20 protein-coding genes are annotated in these 20,139 nt (G+C 63.3%); 13 read left to right on the top strand and 7 right to left on the bottom strand.

What is annotated here, in order from left to right; genetic code table 11:
• Positions 1–7: 7 nt before the first annotated feature.
• Together BGO16_RS16460 and BGO16_RS16455 are read right to left on the bottom strand one after the other, a co-directional pair.
• On the bottom strand, positions 8–826 hold the full coding sequence (locus BGO16_RS16460; protein ID WP_292620109.1) for an aldo/keto reductase: 819 nt from the start codon (positions 824–826) through the stop codon (positions 8–10).
• Between the two features lie 88 nt (positions 827–914).
• The gene (locus tag BGO16_RS16455) at positions 915–1,274 is read right to left on the bottom strand and encodes a helix-turn-helix domain-containing protein (protein WP_292620108.1); all 360 of its coding nucleotides are present in this window, start codon (positions 1,272–1,274) and stop codon (positions 915–917) included.
• 106 nt (positions 1,275–1,380) lie between these two features.
• Here BGO16_RS16455 and BGO16_RS16450 point away from each other — a divergent pair, with 106 nt between their 5' ends.
• Positions 1,381–2,205 carry a polysaccharide deacetylase family protein gene (locus tag BGO16_RS16450; protein ID WP_292620106.1) on the top strand — a complete coding sequence of 275 codons (825 nt, stop codon included), beginning with the start codon at positions 1,381–1,383 and terminating at the stop codon, positions 2,203–2,205.
• A gap of 174 nt (positions 2,206–2,379) precedes the next feature.
• Entirely contained in the window at positions 2,380–3,675 is a 1,296-nt protein-coding gene (locus BGO16_RS16445) for a polysaccharide deacetylase family protein (protein ID WP_292620105.1), read from the top strand.
• 142 nt (positions 3,676–3,817) lie between these two features.
• On the opposite strand, the gene BGO16_RS16440 is transcribed toward BGO16_RS16445, so the two are convergent.
• Entirely contained in the window at positions 3,818–4,051 is a 234-nt protein-coding gene (locus BGO16_RS16440) for a hypothetical protein (protein WP_292620103.1), read from the bottom strand.
• Positions 4,052–4,306: 255 nt separating this feature from the next.
• Between BGO16_RS16440 and topA the strand changes: the two genes are divergently transcribed.
• The 6 genes from topA (at position 4,307) to BGO16_RS16410 (ending at position 11,996) form a co-directional block, all read left to right on the top strand.
• Positions 4,307–7,051, top strand: a complete 2,745-nt coding sequence (gene topA, locus BGO16_RS16435) for a type I DNA topoisomerase (RefSeq protein ID WP_292620102.1) — start codon at positions 4,307–4,309, stop codon at positions 7,049–7,051.
• Between the two features lies 1 nt (position 7,052).
• Positions 7,053–9,407, top strand: a complete 2,355-nt coding sequence (rnr, locus tag BGO16_RS16430) for a ribonuclease R (protein WP_292620101.1) — start codon at positions 7,053–7,055, stop codon at positions 9,405–9,407.
• Positions 9,404–9,847, top strand: a complete 444-nt coding sequence (locus BGO16_RS16425) for a DUF983 domain-containing protein (protein WP_292620100.1) — start codon at positions 9,404–9,406, stop codon at positions 9,845–9,847. The genes rnr and BGO16_RS16425 overlap by 4 nt, the downstream gene beginning before the upstream one ends.
• 40 nt (positions 9,848–9,887) lie before the next feature.
• Positions 9,888–10,613, top strand: coding sequence for an NUDIX hydrolase (locus BGO16_RS16420; RefSeq protein WP_292620099.1), 726 nt, complete (start codon positions 9,888–9,890; stop codon positions 10,611–10,613).
• A gap of 204 nt (positions 10,614–10,817) precedes the next feature.
• Positions 10,818–10,985 (top strand): 50S ribosomal protein L33, encoded by a 168-nt coding sequence (rpmG, locus tag BGO16_RS16415; protein ID WP_006611239.1) that lies wholly within the window; start codon positions 10,818–10,820, stop codon positions 10,983–10,985.
• Positions 10,986–11,099: 114 nt separating this feature from the next.
• Positions 11,100–11,996: a hypothetical protein gene (locus BGO16_RS16410; RefSeq protein WP_292620098.1), complete on the top strand. Its 897-nt coding sequence runs from the start codon at positions 11,100–11,102 to the stop codon at positions 11,994–11,996.
• A gap of 77 nt (positions 11,997–12,073) precedes the next feature.
• On the opposite strand, the gene BGO16_RS16405 is transcribed toward BGO16_RS16410, so the two are convergent.
• Positions 12,074–13,447, bottom strand: a complete 1,374-nt coding sequence (locus BGO16_RS16405; RefSeq protein WP_292620097.1) for a PleD family two-component system response regulator — start codon at positions 13,445–13,447, stop codon at positions 12,074–12,076.
• Between the two features lie 10 nt (positions 13,448–13,457).
• A complete protein-coding gene (locus BGO16_RS16400) occupies positions 13,458–13,823 on the bottom strand; it encodes a response regulator (RefSeq protein WP_292620096.1) in 366 nt (121 codons plus the stop codon).
• 232 nt (positions 13,824–14,055) lie between these two features.
• Between BGO16_RS16400 and BGO16_RS16395 the strand changes: the two genes are divergently transcribed.
• Together BGO16_RS16395 and BGO16_RS16390 are read left to right on the top strand one after the other, a co-directional pair.
• The gene (locus BGO16_RS16395; protein ID WP_292620094.1) at positions 14,056–14,355 is read left to right on the top strand and encodes a DUF3572 domain-containing protein; all 300 of its coding nucleotides are present in this window, start codon (positions 14,056–14,058) and stop codon (positions 14,353–14,355) included.
• Entirely contained in the window at positions 14,352–15,641 is a 1,290-nt protein-coding gene (locus BGO16_RS16390; RefSeq protein ID WP_292620093.1) for a DNA polymerase IV, read from the top strand. Before BGO16_RS16395 ends, BGO16_RS16390 begins: the two co-directional genes overlap by 4 nt.
• Before the next feature lie 24 nt (positions 15,642–15,665).
• On the opposite strand, the gene BGO16_RS16385 is transcribed toward BGO16_RS16390, so the two are convergent.
• A complete protein-coding gene (locus BGO16_RS16385; protein ID WP_292620092.1) occupies positions 15,666–16,565 on the bottom strand; it encodes a cell envelope integrity EipB family protein in 900 nt (299 codons plus the stop codon).
• Positions 16,566–16,793: 228 nt separating this feature from the next.
• On the opposite strand from BGO16_RS16385, the gene BGO16_RS16380 reads away from it, so the two are divergent.
• The 3 genes from BGO16_RS16380 (at position 16,794) to BGO16_RS16370 (ending at position 19,472) form a co-directional block, all read left to right on the top strand.
• Complete coding sequence (locus BGO16_RS16380) at positions 16,794–17,261, top strand: RidA family protein (RefSeq protein ID WP_292620091.1); 468 nt, start codon at positions 16,794–16,796, stop codon at positions 17,259–17,261.
• A 5-nt stretch (positions 17,262–17,266) separates the two neighbouring features.
• Complete coding sequence (locus tag BGO16_RS16375; RefSeq protein ID WP_292620090.1) at positions 17,267–18,019, top strand: glycerophosphodiester phosphodiesterase family protein; 753 nt, start codon at positions 17,267–17,269, stop codon at positions 18,017–18,019.
• A 211-nt stretch (positions 18,020–18,230) separates the two neighbouring features.
• Positions 18,231–19,472 (top strand): GNAT family N-acetyltransferase, encoded by a 1,242-nt coding sequence (locus BGO16_RS16370; RefSeq protein WP_292620163.1) that lies wholly within the window; start codon positions 18,231–18,233, stop codon positions 19,470–19,472.
• Between the two features lie 49 nt (positions 19,473–19,521).
• Here BGO16_RS16370 and BGO16_RS16365 read toward each other — a convergent pair.
• Positions 19,522–20,139, bottom strand: a 618-nt coding sequence (locus BGO16_RS16365; protein WP_292620089.1) for a PLP-dependent transferase, incomplete at its 5' end; no start/stop codon positions are given.

Below are 20,139 nucleotides of genomic sequence, written 5' to 3'. Positions count from 1 at the left end.
CTGTGAGCTAATCCCATTTCGGAGCGAAGCCGAAATCCGTCAGCCGACCCCCGGCGCTGCCCATCGCCGAGATCCGCGCCATCTCGGCATCGCCCAGCGTGAAGTCGAAAATATCGATGTTCTCCGACAGTCGTTCTATCCGCGAGGTGCGCGGGATCGCCGCAACGTTTTGCTGGACCAGCCAGCGCAGGCAAACCTGTGCCGCGGTCTTGCCGTGAGCGGCCCCTATCCGGCTCAGCACGTCATCGGTCTTGATGCGCCCCTTGGCGATGGGACTGTAGGCCACCAGCGCCATGTCGTGGCGTCGGCACGCTTCCAGCACTTTGGCCTGATCGAGATAGGGATGATATTCGACCTGATCGCAAACCAGCGGCTCCGGACAGAGTGCGACCGCCTCCTCGATCAACGCGACGGTGAAATTCGACACGCCGATGTGGCGCGCCATGCCGAGCCGCCTGACGTTGGCAAGCGCACCCAACGTCTCGGACAGCGGAATGCGCGGATTGGGCCAGTGCAGCAATACGAGATCGACCTGGGCGAGCCGCAGTTGCCTGAGACTTTCCTTCACCGAGCGTTCGAGATCGTTAGGCGCGAAATGCGTGGTCCAGACCTTGGTGGTGACGAAAACAGCGTCGCGATCGATGCCGGATGCGCGCAGGCCGTCGCCGACTTCGCGTTCGTTCTCATACATCTGCGCGGTATCGATATGGCGGTAGCCGAGCCGGAGCGCCTGCTCGACGAGACGCGCGCAGGCGCGGCCGCGAAGCTCCCACGTGCCGAGTCCGATGGCCGGAATGCGCGCGCCATTGGCTTCAACGTACTGCATCGCAAATCTCCTGCGGCGATGTCACCGAGGGTAAGCCGATCTTTGCGCAAACATTATGCCGCTGGAGCCGCCAGGCGCGGCCGAATGCCTAGCCGCCCGGGCGTCCGTCGAGAGCAGCGAACACGGTTTCGGGCGCGTGCGCAATGACGGCAAGGAGGGCGCGCGCAGGCCCGCGCGGCATCCGCTTGCCCTGCTCCCAGTTCCGGATGGTTTCAACGGGGACGCCCAGCCGCGCCGCGAATTCGACCTGGGTCAGACCCGCCCGCCGACGCAGGCTTCTGACCTCGGGTTCTGCATCGGGAGGTATTCCTGCCACCGCAGACCCGGCAACGAGAGGGGCCGAAGCGGAACTCGCAGTCGCGACGGATATCGACGGCGCCAGCGGAAACTCCCGCCCGTCGCGGATCTCCACGATCCGTCCGTCCGCCTTCAGTCGCAACCGCTGCATGACCACCCCACGATTCGGACGATGGTCGATGATGCGCGTTAAGGCCCGGTGAACAGTTGGAGCGTGTGGCTGCGAATAAGCTATACTCGACACGGATACACACGTGATGAGCCGTCGCATGATGGGCAAGTTGAAGGTCGCGCTTCTCGTTCTTGTTGCATGGACCGTCCCGGCATGGGCCGGCGACTGCCCGCGCCCCGGAACGCTCGGTACATCGCGCATCCTTGAGGTCGATGCCGCCAGGTATCCGCGTGTCGGCCTCAAGAGCTTTCCCCAGACGCTCCCGCTCGACGACAAGGAAGTGGTCCTCACTTTCGATGATGGTCCAGCGGCGCCAACGCCGCGCATTCTGGCCGCGCTCGCGCGCGAATGCGTGCTTGCGACGTTTTTCCAGGTCGGCAGGAATTCGCAGGCGTTGCCGGGCATGGTCAGAAAAGCCGCGGCGCTCGGCCATACGCTGGGGCACCACTCCTGGTCGCACCCGCACCTCAACGCGCTGAGCTTTGAAGCCGCCAAGGACAATATCGATCGCGGCATCGCGGCGGACGAGGCCGCCCTCAACGGGAAGGCGACCACTATCCCGGGCACGCCGTTTTTTCGCTTTCCATACTTCGAGTCCACGCCTGAACTTCTCGCAATGCTTCAAGCGAGGGGAATCGTCGTGTTCGGAGCCGATTTCTGGGCCAGCGACTGGCTGCCGATGACCCCGCAGGATGAATTGAAACTGGTCACCGGACGGCTCAAGGCCGCGCGGAAGGGCATCATCCTGTTTCACGACATTCGCGCGCAAACCGCTGCCATGCTGCCCGATTTTCTCAAATACATGCGGGTCAACGGCTACCGTGTGGTGCATGTCGTCCCCAAGCCAAAAAGCGCCGACAAGCATGCGAACGCCGATGGCAGCCCGAACCATTCCGCCAGATCACGATGATTTTGGACCAAATCGATCAAAAATCGTGAATGATCGATTTCGATGGTCCGGAGCGGGCGGGCGGGAAACCGCTAGACGTTTTTTCTCCTGCCGCTCCAGCCGACAAGTTAAGGCGGCATTCATAGCCCGGCGAGTAGTTTCGGACCGAAACTGGCGGCGCGAAGGTGTTTTCGAATGGCAAAGATATTCAATGGAGCCTGGCTGAGGCCACAACGGATTCTTTGCGTCGGCCTGTTCGCCGCCGTCCTGGAACTGACGGCATCTCCCGTCTTGGCCGGCGATTGCCCCGGCAATCCGGATGCGCTCGGAACCTCGCGGACGCTGGTCGTGGACCCGCGCGAACACCCCCGTATCGGCGGCATGCAATACCCGGAAACATTGCCCCTTAGGGATCACGAGGTGGTGTTGACCTTCGACGACGGTCCCCTGCCGCCGCACAGCCTCCAGGTGCTCGATATCCTCGCGCGGGAATGCGTGAAGGCGACCTTCTTTACCATCGGCAGCATGGCGCACGCCTATCCGCAAGACCTGCGCCGCGTGCTGGCGGCGGGTCATTCCATCGGCACCCATTCGCAAACCCATCCGCTCAGCATGAACCGGATGCCGATCGAACGGGCGCGAAAGGAAATCGACGACGGCATCGCTTCCGCGACGGCGGCATTGGGCGATCCTGCGGCTGTGGCGCCCTTCATGCGCATTCCCGGTCTGCTGCGGGCGAAAGAGGTCGAGGATTACCTCGCGTCGAAAGGCATTCAGGTCTGGAGCGCCGATTTCCCGGCGGACGACTGGCGTCACATCTCGGCCGATCGTGTCTACCAGCTCGCGATCAGCCGGATCGAGGCCAAGGGCAAAGGCATCCTGCTGCTGCACGACATCCAGGCAAGGACGGTCGCCGCGCTGCCAAGGATTCTCCGCACGCTGAAGGAGCGCGGCTATCGCATCGTCCATGTGGTGGCGGCCACGCCCGATCGGCCAGCGACCCCGACATCGCCGCGGGACTGGCAGGTGCATCCGGCGTCTGGCGCGGTCGCTTCGGCGCGTTGGCCCAAAGTGCCGCGTTTCAGATTTGCAAACACCAAAACCTTCCCCGCTCCGGCGGTATCGGATTCCGGCTTGCGCGACGGCAAGCTGCTTCTGTTGCCGGAGGCGTTCAGCGGTTCGCGCCGTTTCGTGCATGGCGCCGTACCGCTGCCGGACGAATCACCCTGGCCGCGCCAATCCGCGGTGGCGATCGGCAACAGCGCCGACACGTTTCCCGTGCCGGCACCGACTGTATTCGCGGTCCAGGAAAAATCCGCCGTGCCGCTCAAGGTCGTCGTTCCCCTGCAGCGCCACGCCAAGCCAATCGTCAGGGCAAGTCGCCACACCAACGAGGTCGATGATAACGTACAATCGATTTCCGTCGATGCGAGCGCGGCGAAACGCACCATTCCCGGAAGCCCGCTGGTGCTGCGACCCGGTTTTCATTAGAGCTGGAGCGTTTTCGAGCGAAGTGGATACAGGTTCGCTTGAAGCGTTGTAACCAGCTTTCCGCCTCCGACGGGATCAGAAGCAGGCCCTGCAAAGTTGTGAAAGCCCTTCATCAAGCGGCCTGCTGAGCCTGGTTCGTCCATCAGTGCCGGTCGCGCGTAGCGCGGAGCCGGACGATTTCTTCGGCTTCCAGCTGCGCCATGTCGAGCAGGTAGCCGAGAGTTTCCAGGCCGTGGCGCCGGGCAATCAATCCGAGATCGGCGACCGCTGTCGCCAGGTAGCGCACTGCCTCATCCGGCCCGCCGTCGCCAGCGGGTTCGTCCGCGCCGGTATCGGGACCACGAGACTCCACGTTCCGGTCCGGTCTCCCTCTCATCCCGGCCGCTCCTCTCATCATGACCAGCCCCATCATGCCAGAGTGAAAGCTGTGTTTTGCTACACTACCCTTCATGAGTGCACAACTATAGGTTATGCAACACGATAAATACAATCATTATGAGGTCATGGAATCCCCGCCTCTCACACAAGTCTATTTGACTTAAGGGCGCGCTGCACCCATGTTCGCCCCGAAACAGCCGGGGCGTTCCTGCGGGAACCAGCTTCGGGCTTTTACGTAAACTATTGGAATAACATGAATATCGTCATTGTCGAGTCGCCCGCCAAGGCCAAGACGATCAACAAGTATCTCGGCGCGTCATATGAGGTATTGGCCTCGTTCGGCCACGTTCGCGACCTCCCTGCCAAGAACGGATCAGTCGATCCGGACGCCAATTTCCAGATGATCTGGGAGGTCGATCCGAAGGCCGTCAGCCGACTCAACGACATCGCCAAATCGCTCAAGGGCGCCGACAAGCTCATCCTCGCCACCGACCCTGATCGCGAGGGCGAGGCGATCTCCTGGCATGTGCTGGAGGTGATGAAACAGAAGCGCGCGCTCAAGGACCAGAAGATCGAGCGCGTCGTCTTCAACGCCATCACCAAGCAGGCGGTCACCGACGCGATGAAAAACCCGCGCCAGATCGACGGCGCGCTGGTCGACGCCTACATGGCGCGCCGCGCGCTCGACTATCTGGTCGGCTTCACCCTCTCCCCGGTGCTATGGCGCAAACTGCCCGGCGCGCGCTCGGCCGGCCGGGTGCAGTCGGTCGCCCTGCGGCTGGTCTGCGACCGCGAACTCGAGATCGAGAAATTCGTGCCCCGCGAATACTGGTCGCTGATCGCGACGCTGGCGACGCCGCGCGGCGAAACCTTCGAGGCGCGCCTCGTCGGCGCCGACGGCAGGAAAATCCAGCGGCTCGACATCGGCAGCGGCACTGAGGCCGAGGACTTCAGGAAGGCGATCGAGGCCGCCCGCTTCACCGTCTCGACCGTCGAGGCCAAGCCGGCGCGCCGCAATCCGCATGCGCCGTTCACCACCTCGACGCTGCAGCAGGAGGCGAGCCGCAAGCTCGGCTTCGCGCCCGCGCACACGATGCCGATCGCGCAACGGCTCTATGAAGGCATCGACATCGGCGGCGAGACCACCGGCCTCATTACTTACATGCGAACCGACGGCGTGCAGATCGATCCGTCGGCGATCACGCAGGCGCGCAAGGTAATCGGCGAGGATTACGGCAATGCCTACGTGCCGGACGCGCCGCGCCAGTACCAGACCAAGGCCAAGAACGCGCAGGAGGCCCATGAGGCGATCCGCCCGACCGACCTGTCGCGTCGCCCCGCGGACATGAAGCGGCGTCTCGATTCCGATCAGGCAAGGCTCTATGAGCTGATCTGGACCCGCACCATCGCCAGCCAGATGGAATCGGCCGAACTGGAGCGTACGACCGTCGACATCGCGGCCAAGGCTGGATCGCGCATGCTGGAGCTGCGCGCCAGCGGCCAGGTCATCAAGTTCGACGGCTTCCTGGCGCTCTATCAGGAAGGCCGCGACGATGAGGAAGACGACGACAGCCGCCGCCTTCCCGCCATGAGCGAAGGCGAATCACTCAAGCGCGAGAACCTCAGCGTCACCCAGCATTTCACCGAGCCGCCGCCGCGCTTCTCGGAAGCCTCGCTGGTCAAGCGCATGGAGGAACTCGGCATCGGCCGGCCCTCGACCTACGCCTCGATCCTGCAGGTGCTCAAGGATCGCGGTTACGTCAAGCTCGAGAAGAAGCGGCTCTACGGCGAAGACAAGGGCCGCGTCGTCGTCGCGTTCCTGGAAAACTTCTTCGCGCGCTATGTCGAATACGACTTCACCGCCAACCTCGAGGAGCAGCTCGATCGCATCTCGAACAACGAGGTGTCGTGGCAGCAGGTCCTGAAGGATTTCTGGGACGACTTCATCGGCGTGGTCAATGACATCAAGGACGTGCGCGTTTCCGAAGTGCTCGACGTGCTCGACAACATGCTCGGGCCGCACATCTATGCGCCGCGCGAGGACGGCGGCGACCCGCGCCAGTGCCCGACCTGCGGCACCGGTAAGCTGAACCTCAAGGCCGGAAAATTCGGCGCATTCGTCGGCTGCTCCAACTACCCGGAGTGCCGCTATACCCGGCCGCTGGCCGCCGACGGCGATGCGGGCGGCGACCGCGTTCTCGGCAAGGATCCGCAGAGCGGTCTCGACGTGGCGGTGAAGTCCGGCCGCTTCGGCCCCTACATCCAGCTCGGCGAGCCCAGCGATTATGCCGAGGGCGAAAAGCCGAAACGCGCGGGCATTCCGAAAAACACCTCGCCCGCCGACATGGAACTGGACCTCGCGGTGAAGCTCCTTTCGTTGCCGCGCGAGATCGGCAAGCATCCGGAGACCGGCGAGCCGATTACCGCAGGCATCGGCCGCTTCGGTCCGTTCGTCCGGCACGAGAAAACCTACGCGAGTCTTGAAGCCGGCGACGAGGTGTTCGACATCGGTCTCAACCGCGCGGTGACGCTGATCGCGGAAAAAATCGCGAAAGGGCCGAGCCGGCGCTTTGGCGCCGATCCCGGCAAGCCGCTCGGAGACCACCCGACGCTCGGCGCGGTGGCGGTCAAGAGCGGGCGATACGGCGCCTATGTGACCGCGGGCGGCGTCAACGCCACCCTTCCGAGCGACAAGACGCCGGATACCATCACCCTCCCCGAAGCCATCGCGCTGATCGACGAACGCGCAGCCAAGGGCGGCGGCAAGACCAAACGCGCGGCGAAGAAGGCCAAGCCCGCCAAAACTGAAAAGGCTGCTGATGGGGATGCCGCGGCGAGGAAGCCGGCCAAAAAGCCAGCCAAGAAGGCGGCCGCGAAACCGGCCTCCGCCAAGCCGAAGTCCGACGCGGTGAGCAAGGCGCGAGGCCCTGTCGCGGCGGCCAAACCACCCGCCACGACCGCGAAGCCGCCTGCCAAGAAGAGCGCCGGCAACGGCTAACGTGGACAAACCGCGCGACAGGCGTTTCCCGGATCGCGAGACCATCGTCGCCTTCATTCGCACGCATCCCGGACAAGCCGGCACGCGCGAGATCGCCCGCGCGTTCAACTTGAAAAACGCCGATCGCGTCGAACTCAAGAAAATCCTGCGCGATCTCGCGAATGACGGCACGATCGTCAAGCGAGGCCGCAAGATGCGTCAGGCGGAGGAAACGCTGCCGCCGACGCTGATGGCCGACATCACCGGCCGCGACAGCGACGGCGAACTGCTCGCGACGCCGACCGAGTGGGACGAGGAAGCAGGCACTCCGCCGAAAATCCGCATTCACGTCCCGCGGCGCGCGAAGCCCGGCACCACTGCCGGCATCGGCGACCGCGCGCTGCTTCGCATCGAGGCGACGGAGCCCGACGACTCCGCGCCTTATCGCGCCCGCGTCATCAAGGTGATCGATCACACCCGCTCGCGCATCCTCGGCATCTACCGCGTCCTGCCGCAGGGCGGCGGTCGCCTCGTGCCGGTCGACAAGAAGCAGGCCGGCCGTGAATTGAACATCGCGAAGGCCGACAGCGCCGGCGCGGAGGACGGCGATCTGGTCAGCGCCGAGCTTGTGCGCACCCGCGGTTTCGGTCTTGCGTCAGGCAGGGTGAAGGAGCGGCTCGGTTCGCTCGCGACCGAAAAGGCCATCAGCCTGATCGCGATCCACGCCCATGACATTCCGCAAGTCTTTGCGCCGGCCGCCTTGCGCGAAGCGGAGGCGGCGAAGCCCGCGGCCCTTCGGGGCCGCGAGGACTGGCGCGCGCTGCCGCTCGTGACCATCGATCCGCCCGACGCCAAGGATCACGACGATGCGGTTCACGCCGCGCCCGACGACGATCCGAACAACGAGGGCGGCGCTGTCGTCACTGTCGCCATCGCCGACGTCGCCTATTACGTACGGCCTGAATCGGCGCTGGATCATGACGCGCTGAAGCGCGGCAATTCGGTCTATTTCCCCGATCGCGTGGTGCCGATGCTGCCGGAGCGCATCTCCAACGATCTCTGCTCGCTGGTGCCGGGGCAGGCGCGAGGCGCGCTCGCCGTGCGGCTGGTGATCGGTCCCGACGGCCGCAAGCGCTCGCATACGTTTCATCGCATCCTGATGCGCTCGGCCGCGAAGCTGAACTACGCGCAGGCGCAGGCCGCGATCGACGGCAATCCCGACGACCTAACAAGCCCCCTGCTCGCGCCGGTCCTGAAGCCGCTTTATGCGGCCTACGCGCTGGTGAAACGCGCGCGCGACGAGCGCGATCCCCTCGATCTCGAACTGCCGGAGCGCAAGATCCTGCTGAACCAGGACGGCACGGTTGAGCGCGTCATCGTGCCGGAGCGGCTCGACGCGCACCGGCTGATCGAGGAATTCATGATCCTCGCCAACGTCGCCGCCGCCGAGACGCTGGAGAAGAAAGACCTGCCGCTGATCTATCGCGTCCATGACGAGCCGACGGTGGAGAAGGTTCACAACCTTCGCGAATTCCTGAGGACGCTGGACATATCGTTTGCCAAAAGCGGCGCGCTGAGACCCGAATTGTTCAACCGCGTGCTCGATCATGTCAAAGGCCACGACTCCGAATCGCTGGTGAACGAGGTGGTGCTTCGCTCGCAGGCGCAGGCCGAATATTCCGCCGAGAACTACGGCCACTTCGGCCTCAACCTGCGCCGCTACGCGCATTTCACCTCCCCGATCCGGCGATACGCGGACCTAATTGTGCACCGCGCCCTGATCCGGGCGCTCGGCCTTGGCGACGGCGCCCTGCCTGCGACCGAGACCGCCGAGACGCTGGCGGAGGTCGCCGCGCAGATTTCCGTCACCGAACGCCGCGCCATGAAGGCGGAACGCGAGACCTCCGACCGCCTGATCGCGCATTTTCTCGCCGACCGTATCGGAAATATCTTCGAGGGCCGGATTTCGGGGGTAACCCGCGCCGGCCTGTTCGTGAAGCTGACCGATACCGGCGCCGACGGGCTGATCCCGATCAGGACCCTGGGCACGGAATATTTCAGCTATGACGAGAGCCGCCATGCGCTGGTCGGTTCACGAACCGGTTCCATGCACAAGCTGGGTGACGTGGTGGAGGTTCGTCTGGTAGAAGCGATACCCTTGGCAGGCGCTCTCCGTTTCGAACTCCTATCGGGAGGGAATTCCGGGTCACGCGACCCTCGCCCGCGCGAGGGACGAAACAGGAAGGGGACGCGCGGACCGCAGGGAGCGCGGCGTCCCAAAGTCCATTCGAAAGCCCATCCGGGCCGCAAATCGCGCAAGACGTCACGCAAGCCGGGCAGGAGCAAGGCCGGCAAACCGAAGAAGGGCAAATCATGACGGCACCTCGGCCCGATCCCGCGGCCACCGAAGTCTGGACCCGCGAATCCGCAATGGGCGGGAAACGCAACGCCTGGGCCGCGGTGAGACGCGGCCTTTTCTGCCGCTGCCCGAGATGCGGCGAAGGCAAGCTGTTTCGCGCCTTCCTGAAAACCGCTGACAAGTGTTCCGAATGCGGACTCGATTTTACGCCGCACCGCGCCGATGACCTTCCGGCCTATCTCGTCATCGTCGTCGTCGGCCACATCGTGGTCCCGCTGGCCCTGATGATCGAGAAAGAGTTCGCACCGCCGCTCATGCTGCAGTGGGCGATTTATCTGCCGATGACGCTGCTCCTGGCGCTATGGCTGATTCAGCCGATCAAGGGCGGGGTTGTCGGTCTCCAGTGGGCTCTCCGCATGCATGGTTTTGACGAGAATTTCGTCGACGACCACGTCTGATCCGGCGGTTCGGCCGGATCATCGAGTCGTCCGTACCGACATGCGCGAGACCGCCTCCACGAGCCGTCACCCCTATCGCCGGCCGAAGGACGCCGCCACGCTGATCCTGATCGACCGCAGCGCAGCCACGCCGAGGGTGCTGCTCGGCAAGCGCCACGACAATGTGGTCTTCATGCCGGGCAAGTTCGTCTTTCCCGGCGGCAGCGTCGAAAAGACCGACAACAGGGTGCCCGTCGCCGCGCCGATCCCGAAAGAGCTCGAAGCCAACCTGCTCAAGGGCAGTCCGAAAATTCAATCGTCGCGCGCCCGCTCGCTGGCGCTCGCCGCGATCCGCGAGGTTTGCGAGGAAACCGGGCTTTGCCTGGGACGCAAGACCGCGGACGCCCCCGCAAGACTGACCGGAGCGTGGCAACCGTTCAGCGATGCCGGATTGCTGCCGGATCCCTCGAGTCTTTACCTGATCGCGCGCGCCATCACCCCGCCCGGTTGCGTGCGCCGTTTCGATACCCGTTTCTTCAGCGCGGATGCATCCGCCATCGCCCACCGCGTCGAGGGCGTGGTCCACGCCGACGCCGAACTGGTCGAACTTGTCTGGGTCGAGATGGATGCGAAACCTCTCGCCGAGCTTCATTCCATCACCCGGAGCGTGCTCGGCGAACTCGAAAGACGTCTTGCCGCCGGTCCGCTGCGACATGATGCCGACGTGCCGTTTTTCCATTTCTGCGGCGGCAGGATGCAAAGAGATATTTTGCCGGGCACGGCTTGAATCATCATTTCCGCAATGCCGGCGGCGCGCGACCGCTCCTTGCGGCAGCCGGCCGAGAAAATGGCCATTTTGCACCAAACACCGATTTCAAGCCCTCGACAGCCTCGAAATCCTTGACTTTGAGCGTTTCACGGCTAGTTTGCCGGCCAACGCGGGCCTGACGCTGGGCCGGCTTTCCAGATTCCTGACATCGAAGGATTGCACATGGCCAAGGCGGTCACCATCAAGGTCAAGCTGGTTTCCAGCGCCGACACCGGCTTCTACTACGTCGCTAAGAAGAATTCGCGCACCATGACCGACAAGATGGTCAAGAAGAAGTATGATCCGGTGGCGCGCAAGCACGTCGAATTCCGCGAGGCCAAGATCAAGTGACCATCAAGTAACCGCGCTTCGTCGGCGGTGAATTGAACGGGGCCTTGTGGCCCCGTTTTGCATTGGTCCGATGCCGCCTTCGGCATCACGGCTGGATTTTTACGATCAGGGTAAGTGCTTATTCACGCTCGGAACAATTTCGGGCGGACACCGCAGGTAGGTTTAACTGGAACTGGATGGATTTCGTGCAAAAAGCTCGCACCTAATATTCATCCTCAGGAGAGTTCCCTGCCTATTCGCGGCGACATCGACACGGCGACGACCAACCAGTTCTCGTCCGTCCTCTTATTTGTAGGGACGTTTATCCGTTACGGATTTTACTTCGTAGCCGCAGTCGTTCTCGGCATGATCGGCCTCGTGTTGATCTGGATATTGAACACTCGCGTCAAAACCGTCGACGGCAAACCGGCTTTTCATCTCGCTGACAGCAGTATCGCAAAACTGCCCGTCAGCAGTCAGATCTTCACCGGCGGCACAGTCGGCCGCGTGGAGATGATTCACTACGGAACACCACATAATCGTTCCACCGATCTGACCATCGCCATGGTTCTTCCGCCAATCGGCGTCGTGGCCGAATCTCAGCTTGGCGTGAGCCTGCGGGGAACCGGCCTGCTGGGCAACATACGCTCCGTCATGTTGCCGAATTTTTACGACCTCGAAACCCGCTTTGGCCCGGTGCGCGCAATGGAGATGCGGATTGACGCAGACGGGCTCTGGAAACAATGCCTCGCATTTCAATCGCGCTTCGATAATCCTGCCGTCTATTTGACGGGCTGGAGTTGTGACGCCACCGGGTCTCAGCCGAGCGCCAGCGCCCTCGCCTGTACGCTCGACACCTTCAGAACGGACGGGAACCTCGCTTCCACCGAAGCAGATTCTTTCATGCGTGCGCGCATGAACCAGCCCGCTAATTGTTCGGCGCAGCCGGTTTCGCAAACATACGACACGCGCGTTCATCGCGTCTCGCCACCGTCACGCTGGTCGCGCCCGACGGCCAGGACACATTTATAATAAAGAAGAAACGCTACGATTGCCGATCGTTGGTGCGACGACGGCAGCACATGCGGGATCATCGCATTAGAAAATTACTACGCCGCCTCCGCGACGACGCGATTTCGGCCGTCGTGCTTGGCGCGGTAGAGCGCCAGATCGGCGCGCTTGAGCACGTTGGCGACCGGTTCGCCCTTGCGCTCCAGCATCGACAGTCCGATCGAGATCGTCACCTCGATCCGCTTCGCGCCGTTGTGAACGGCGAACGGTTCGCCGGCGATTGAACGGCGCAGCCGCTCGGCGACGATGCCGGCGACTTTCAGGTCGGTTTCCGGCATCACGATCACGAACTCCTCGCCGCCATAGCGGCAGGCGAGATCGATGCCGCGGATGGATTTGCGTACCCGCACCGCGAATTCGCGCAGGACATCGTCGCCGGCGTCGTGGCCGTAGCCGTCGTTGATCGACTTGAAATAGTCGATATCGAGCATCATCAACGCCAGCGGCTTGCCGCGCATCGAGGCCTGCTCGGCCAGCGTGACCAGATGGCTTTCCATGTAGCGGCGGTTGTGCAAGCCGGTCAGCCCGTCGGTCACCGCCATTTCGATCGAGTTCTGCACGTTGTCGCGCAGGTGATCGGTATAACGGCGGCGGCGAACCTGCGTGCGGACACGGGCGAGCAACTCGTTTTTATCGACCGGTCGCAGCAGGTAATCGGTGACGCCGATCTCCAGACCACGAAGCAATCGCGTATTGCTGTTGGCATCGGCGATGGCAAGGATCGGAACGTGCCGCGTGCGCTCCAGCGAGCGCGTCTGGCTGCACAGCCGCAAGCCGTCGAAATTTTCCAGCCCGAGCGACACGATGAGAAGATCGTAATTGTTCTCGGCGGCATGAAACAGCGCCTCGGACGGATCGGTTTCGACATCGACGGCGTGTTCGGCGCTCAGCACCGCCGCCAGCCTCTCATACGACGAGGCGCGGTCGTCCACCAGCAGGATGCGACCGCCCTTCCCGGCGTCGGCAACCGCGTCGCGCTCCGGAGCCTGCATGCCGATTTCGAGCGAGGTGGCGGCGCGCAGGCGCAGTTCGTCAGTCATCATTTTCAGGCGCGTCAGCGAGCGCACCCGCGCGATCAGCACCACGTCCGACACCGGCTTGGTCAGGAAGTCATCGGCGCCGGCCTCAAGCCCGCGCACGCGATCGGACGGACTGTCCAGCGCCGTGATCATCACCACGGGAACGAAGTGGGTGGCCGGGCTGGTCTTCAGCCGGCGGCAGACCTCAAAGCCATCCATGTCCGGCATCATGACGTCGAGCAGGACGATATCGCACCTGGCGCGCGCGCAGATCTCCAGCGCCTGCGCACCGCTGGAGGCGGTCACGACGTCGAAATACTCCGCCGATAATCGCGCTTCCAGCAATTTGACGTTGGCGGGAACATCATCGACGACCAAAACACGCGCAGACACCGCTATCTCCTCAACCCACAAACCGTCGGACGGTCTCGATAAACTTGCCGACCGAAATCGGCTTGGACAAATAGGCTTCGCAACCACCCTCACGGATGCGCTCTTCGTCGCCCTTCATCGCGAATGCCGTCACCGCAACCACGGGAATCGCACGCAGTTCGGGATCGTCCTTGATCCAGCGCGTGACATCGAGGCCGGAAACCTGCGGCAATTGAATATCCATGAGAACGAGGTCGGGGCGAAGCCTGCGGACCAGATCGAGCGCCTCGAAGCCGTTGCTGGTCCCAGACGTCTGGTAACCGTGAGCCTCCAACAGATCGCGGAAGAGCTTCATGTTAAGCTCGTTGTCTTCCACGATCAGGACCGTCTTGGCCACCCTGACCTCCAGTCGATACACCCACCCACCTTGGTGAGTGAAACATGCACAAGCATCACAAAACTTGTCCGTAAACTGGATTTAGATTTGCACTAGAATTCGCTCCAAAGCCGTTAAGGCGCAGGCCCGTCTTTTTGCGAGCGGATTAGCACTTGCTTGAACACGTTTCCCGGACTCGGGCATGATAATCCCAAAGTAGAGGCGATATATTACGGAAAGGCAAACACCCGCGATGACAAAGCGTGTGCATAAACCGCGAGAAGTCGCTGAAATCGTGGCGATTCAGGCGCTTTCCTTTATTGCGGCCGACGGTGAAAGGCTTGGCCGGTTCCTGGCGGAAACCGGGATCGGCCCGGAGACCCTGCGCGCCTCCGCCTCCGATCCCCACTTTCTTGCCGGCGTGCTCGATTTCGTGCTGCGCGATGACGCGACCGTCAGCGCTTTTTCGGAATCCTCCGGTCATCATCCCACCACCATCGCCGCCGCCCGGATGGCGCTCGGCGATTCTCTCCCGGAGCGCGAAACCCCGTGACCGGGGGACCGCCGGATGGTCCATCGTGCTTCTGCCGGGATTGTTTTGGCGATCTCAACTTTCCCGCGATCCGTTGCAGCGCATGCGGCTCGCCCCGCCTGGTGCGCCACCACACCCTGCCCGCGCTCACGCTCGCCCATATTGATTGCGACGCGTTCTACGCCACGGTCGAGAAGCGCGACAATCCGGCGCTGGCGGACAAACCCGTCATCGTCGGCGGCGGCCGGCGCGGCGTGGTGTTGACCGCCTGCTACATCGCCCGGACGTATGGCGTGCGCTCCGCCATGCCGATGTTCAAGGCGCGCGCGCTCTGTCCCTCAGCTGCCGTCGTTCCGCCGGATATGGCGAAATATATCCGGGTCGGCCGCGAGGTGCGCCACGCCATGCAGGCGCTGACGCCGCTGGTGGAGCCGCTGTCGATCGACGAGGCCTTCCTCGATCTCGGCGGCACCCGGCGTCTCCACGGCATGATTCCGGCCAAGGTGCTGGCAATGTTCGCGGGCGAGGTCGAACGCAACATCGGCATCACGGTGTCGATCGGACTGTCCTGCAACAAGTTCCTCGCCAAGATCGCCTCCGACCTCGACAAGCCGCGCGGTTTCGCGGTGCTGGACCAGGATGAGGCGCGCGTCATGCTCGCCGACAAGCCGGTCGGCTTCATTTTCGGCGTCGGCCCGGCCACCCGGGAACGGCTGGCGCAGCGCGGCTTTCGAACCATCGGCGATCTGCAGCGCGCCGACGAGATCGACATGATGAAGCAATTTCCGACCGAGGGCCGCCGATTGTGGCGGCTGGCGCGCGGCATCGACGAGCGGCGGGTCATCGCGGATCGCGGCGCCAAGACCATCTCCAGCGAAACGACGTTCGAAACCGATATCCGCGACTTCGCCACGCTCGAACGAATCCTGTGGCAATTGTCGGAGAAGGTATCGTCGCGGCTGAAGACGGGCGGCCTCGCCGGATCGACCATCACCTTGAAGCTCAAGACCGCCGACTTCCGGCAGCGGACCCGCTCGCGATCGGTTGCCATTCCGACCCAGCTCGCGTCGAAGATTTTTGTAACCTGCCGCGACATGCTGGCGAAGGAAATCGACGGCACCGCCTTTCGCCTGATGGGAGCCGGCGTCAGCGCGCTGCGGCCAGGGTCACAGGCCGGCGATACCGACATGCTGGATCGCCGCGCCGCTCACGCCGAGCGGGCGGTTGACGATCTGCGCAGGAAGTACGGAAGCGCGGCCGTCATCCGGGGCATAGCCTATGACGGTCCCGGGAAACCGCGTCAATAAAGCCAGGCAGATGATTGGCCAGGCTTACTTTTTTTCGGCGTTGCAAGGCTCGGCTTTTTTGACGTCGCCGACGTCGAATTTGCCCAGCGTCCCGGAAATCACGAAGTCGTTGTAGTCGAGCACCAGGGCCCGCGACACGCCATCCTCGAACAGCTCGAACGACATGGTGTAAACCGGGGTCTGCTCGCCGCTTTTTGCCTTGGCATCGCGATCGTAGTAGCTGACGGTGACCGGCCACCGGGTCAACGTCTTCGTCTGATCGTTGGTGGTCGACGGATCCGGCGTCGATCCCGGCTTATCGCCCCGCATCGGTTTCCCGATCACCGAAAACGTATCATATATCTTCTCGCCGTTGTCGGAACCGTCATACACGGTCAGTTCAAGCAGCGATTTGCCCTGTTTCGCGGCCGCGATGATGCGCTGGATCTGTTCGGTCGGAAACACGGCCTTGCCGTCGATGGTGAACGTCTTGGCGACCGGTTGCTTCAGCTTCACCGTGATCCTGTCACCGGTCCGTTCAGCGACGCCGTCAACCTCGCTCTGATCGCTGTCGTTGAGGCGGGTCACGACCTTGAACCGGAAACTCCTGCCCTCCGCATCCTCCCAGTTCACGGCTTGCATATCGCTCAGCGTGCTCTTTCCTTCCCCGCTGTCCATCTCCGAAATTTGCCTGAAATCCGAGGTGTAACCCTCGCAGGCGTTTCCGGAAAACTTGTACACAATTCGTCCGCGGGCACTGTCCAGCGACGTGCCGCCGCGCGACTTCAGGAGGCTCAGATCGTACCGCGCCTCATGGGGAAGAAACGGAACAACGGCCGTGGCGCGCGCGACGCTCGCGAGCGGCAGCGACCATGCCGCAGCCACAACCAGCGTCAGACACCCCGACCGGAATCGCAAGCTCAAGCAATCGAAATGGTCGCGCATATCACCTCTCGATGCGGCCGAAGCCGAACATAGTCACCGGCCTGTTGCACCGCAACCAGGGCGCTGCGGCGGCACGTCGCGATTGATAGTCCATGATTTGGTCTCGTTCACCGAGGCATTTCGCAACATCTGGTCCGGTTCGCCATCACTTGCATGTGACATGACGATGCGCGAGATAGAACCCTGAGCCGGTTTCGGGCGGAACAACAATGCATCACGGGGGCAGACATGGCAGGAACGATCGAGCAGAAGCTGGCGGCGCAAGGCATCACCCTGCATGACCCGGCATCGCCTGTGGCGAATTATGTCGGTTTCGTCCGCTCCGGCAATCTGCTGTTCGTATCCGGGCAGCTCTGCTTCAATGCGGACGGCGCGTTGATCGCCAAGGGCAAGCTCGGCGCCGGCGTCACCGTCGAACAGGGCAGCGCCGCGGCGCGCGGCTGCGCCCTCAACCTGCTGGCGCAGGTGAAGGCCGCGCTCGGGGACCTCGACAAGGTGGTCCGCGTCGTCAGGCTGGGCGGCTTTATCAACTCCGCGCCCGATTTCCTCGACGGACCCAAGGTGATGAACGGCGCATCCGATCTGATGGTTGAGGCGTTCGGCGACAAAGGCCGCCATTCCCGTTCGACCGTCGGCGTTGCCTCCCTTCCCGCCGATGCGGCGGTCGAAGTGGAAGGTCTGTTCGAAGTCGCCTGACGCCGATGCGCGCGCCCGACTGGCTGACGGCCCGCCCGGTCGCCCACCGCGGCCTGCATGACGACGACCGTGGCATCGTCGAGAACATGCCGGCGGCGGCCAGAGCGGCGATGGCCGGAAACTTCAGCATCGAACTCGATATCCAGCTCACCGCCGACGGCGAGGCCATGGTTCATCATGACGACGACCTCGGCCGCCTGACCGAAGGTTCAGGCCCCCTGCGGGCCAGAACCGCCGCCGAACTGAGGCAGGTTGTCTTCAGGAACACGTCTGAGCGGATGATGTCGCTTGCGGATCTCTGCGGCCTGGTCGCCGGCCGCGTGCCATTGATGATCGAGGTCAAAAGCCAATTCGACGGCGATCGCCGGCTCGTGCAACGCATGGCCGACGTGCTGTCCTCCTACGACGGACCTGCGGCCGGCATGTCGTTCGATCCGGATCAGGTGCTGGCTCTGCGCGAACTGATCCCGGCGCGTCCGCGCGGCATCGTGGCACAGCGGACCTATACCGCGGCCGAATGGCCCGGCACGACGCCTGAACAGCGCGCGGGCATGACCTATCTGCGTCACGCCTTCCGCACCCAGCCACATTTTGTCGCTTATTGGGTGGACGAACTTCCAGACATAGCACCCTGGATTGCAAGAAACATTTTTGGATGTTCCCTGCTGACATGGACGGTGCGAACCGCGGGCCAACGCACCCGCGCCGACAGATACGCCGACCAGATGATCTTCGAGGGTTTCCACCCGGACGGCTAGCTCCGGCTTTTGATGGAATCAAAGCTGGGCCCCCGCTTTTTGTTCTGACGCGTTTTCTTTACGCGAACCGGTACCCACTTCGCGGGAAAACGCTATAACCCCCGCGACTTGACGGCCCCGGCGCCGTGCCCAATCTCTGCGTGGTTCAAATGAAACCGCCACATAGCGGACATCTCCACGTGCAATGGCTGATCGCAGGCTCAACTCCTCGATGACGTCATCCGACATATCGCTCGAAGCTATCGACTCGGTCGGCCAGATTCCGGCCGCGGACTGGGACGCCTGCGCGAATCCACCAATCGCACACCACCGACCGGCGGCACCCGTGGATGGAGCCCCGGCGCATTCGATTTCCAGTTCAAATGAGACATACAACCCTTTCGTCTCACATGCCTTTTTCACGGCGCTCGAAGCATCGCATTCGGCTTGCGCGCGCACCGGATGGAAACCGTGCCATTTGATCGCCCGCCGCGACGGAACGGTCGCCGGCGTCGTGCCGTGCTATCTGAAGTCGCACTCGCAGGGTGAGTATGTCTTCGATCACGGCTGGGCGGACGCCTATGAAAGGGCCGGCGGACGCTATTATCCCAAGCTCCTGGCTTCGGTTCCGTTTACGCCCGCCACCGGTCCGCGGCTCCTGATCCGCCCGGGCAACGACGAAGCGGGCGTCCGCGCTGCGCTTGCCCGCGGCCTCATCGGACTTTGCGATGCGACGCAGGCCTCGTCGGTTCACGTCACCTTCGCCCGCGAGGAGGAATGGACGTTTCTCGCCGGAAACGGATTCCTCCAGCGCACCGATCAGCAGTTTCACTGGCGCAACGAAGGCTATTCGAGCTTCGAGGACTTCCTCGCCAGCCTCAATTCGCGCCACCGCAAGGCGATCCGCCGCGAGCGCCGCGACGCGCTCGCCGACGGCATCACCATCCATGTCCTCACCGGCAGCGATCTCACGGAAGACGCCTGGGACGCCTTCTTCCGGTTCTACATGGAGACCGGATCACGCAAGTGGGGCCGGCCTTACCTGACCCGGTCCTTCTATTCCATGATCGGCGCGAGCATGAGCCGGGACATCGCGTTGATCATGGCCCGGCGCGAGGGCCGCTGGATCGCCGGCGCCATCAACTTCATCGGTTCGGACACGCTGTTCGGCCGGCACTGGGGCGCGATCGAACATCATCCCTTCCTGCATTTCGAGGTCTGCTATTATCAGGCGATCGAATTCGCGATCCGCCATCGCCTAAAAACGGTGGAGGCCGGCGCGCAGGGCGAGCACAAGATCGCGCGCGGATATCTGCCGCAAACCACCTACTCCGCGCATTATATCGCCGACCCTGCCCTGCGCCGCGCGGTAGGCGATTATCTCAAGCGGGAACGGCAATACGTCGCGGAAGCTGGCCGCGAGCTGACCGAAGCCGGCCCGTTTCGCAAGGCGGGCGACGACGGCGTCTCCTGACGCGAACCGGATTCCGCCTCGCTCGAAAACGCCATAAAGCAACCCTGCCCTACGTCATCGCCTGATCGAGGTCGGCCATCAGATCTTCCTTGTCCTCGATGCCGATCGAGAGGCGGACGATGTCGGGCCCGGCGCCCGCTCGCGTCTTGGCCGCGTCGTCGAGCTGGCTGTGCGTGGTCGAGGCCGGATGGATCACGAGCGAGCGGGTGTCGCCGATATTGGCGAGGTGCGAGAACAGCCGGAGTTTCGACACCAGCTTGACGCCGGCGTCGTATCCGCCCTTCAGGCTGAACGTGAACACCGCGCCCGCGCCCTTCGGCGAATATTTGCGGGCGAGCGCGTTGTACTTGTCGCTCGGCAATCCGGCGTAGTTGACGGCGGCGACCGCGGGATGCGCGGCCAGCCATTCGGCGATCGCCTGGGCATTCTCGCAATGCCTCTGCATCCGCAGCGGCAGCGTTTCGATGCCGGTCAGGATCATGAAGGCGTTGAACGGCGACAGCGCCGGGCCGAGATCGCGCAGACCCAGCACGCGGCAGGCGATCGCGAATGAGAAATTGCCGAACGTCTCCTGCATCCGGATGCCGTGATATTCCGGACGCGGCTCGCTCAGCATCGGATACTTGTTGTCCTTCGACCAGTCGAACGTGCCGGCGTCGACGATGAT

This window comes from Nitrobacter sp. 62-23, assembly GCF_001897285.1.
Taxonomy (GTDB): domain Bacteria; phylum Pseudomonadota; class Alphaproteobacteria; order Rhizobiales; family Xanthobacteraceae; genus Nitrobacter.
The sequence above is the reverse complement of the archived record's forward strand: the minus strand, read 5'-3'. Positions and strand labels throughout refer to the sequence as shown.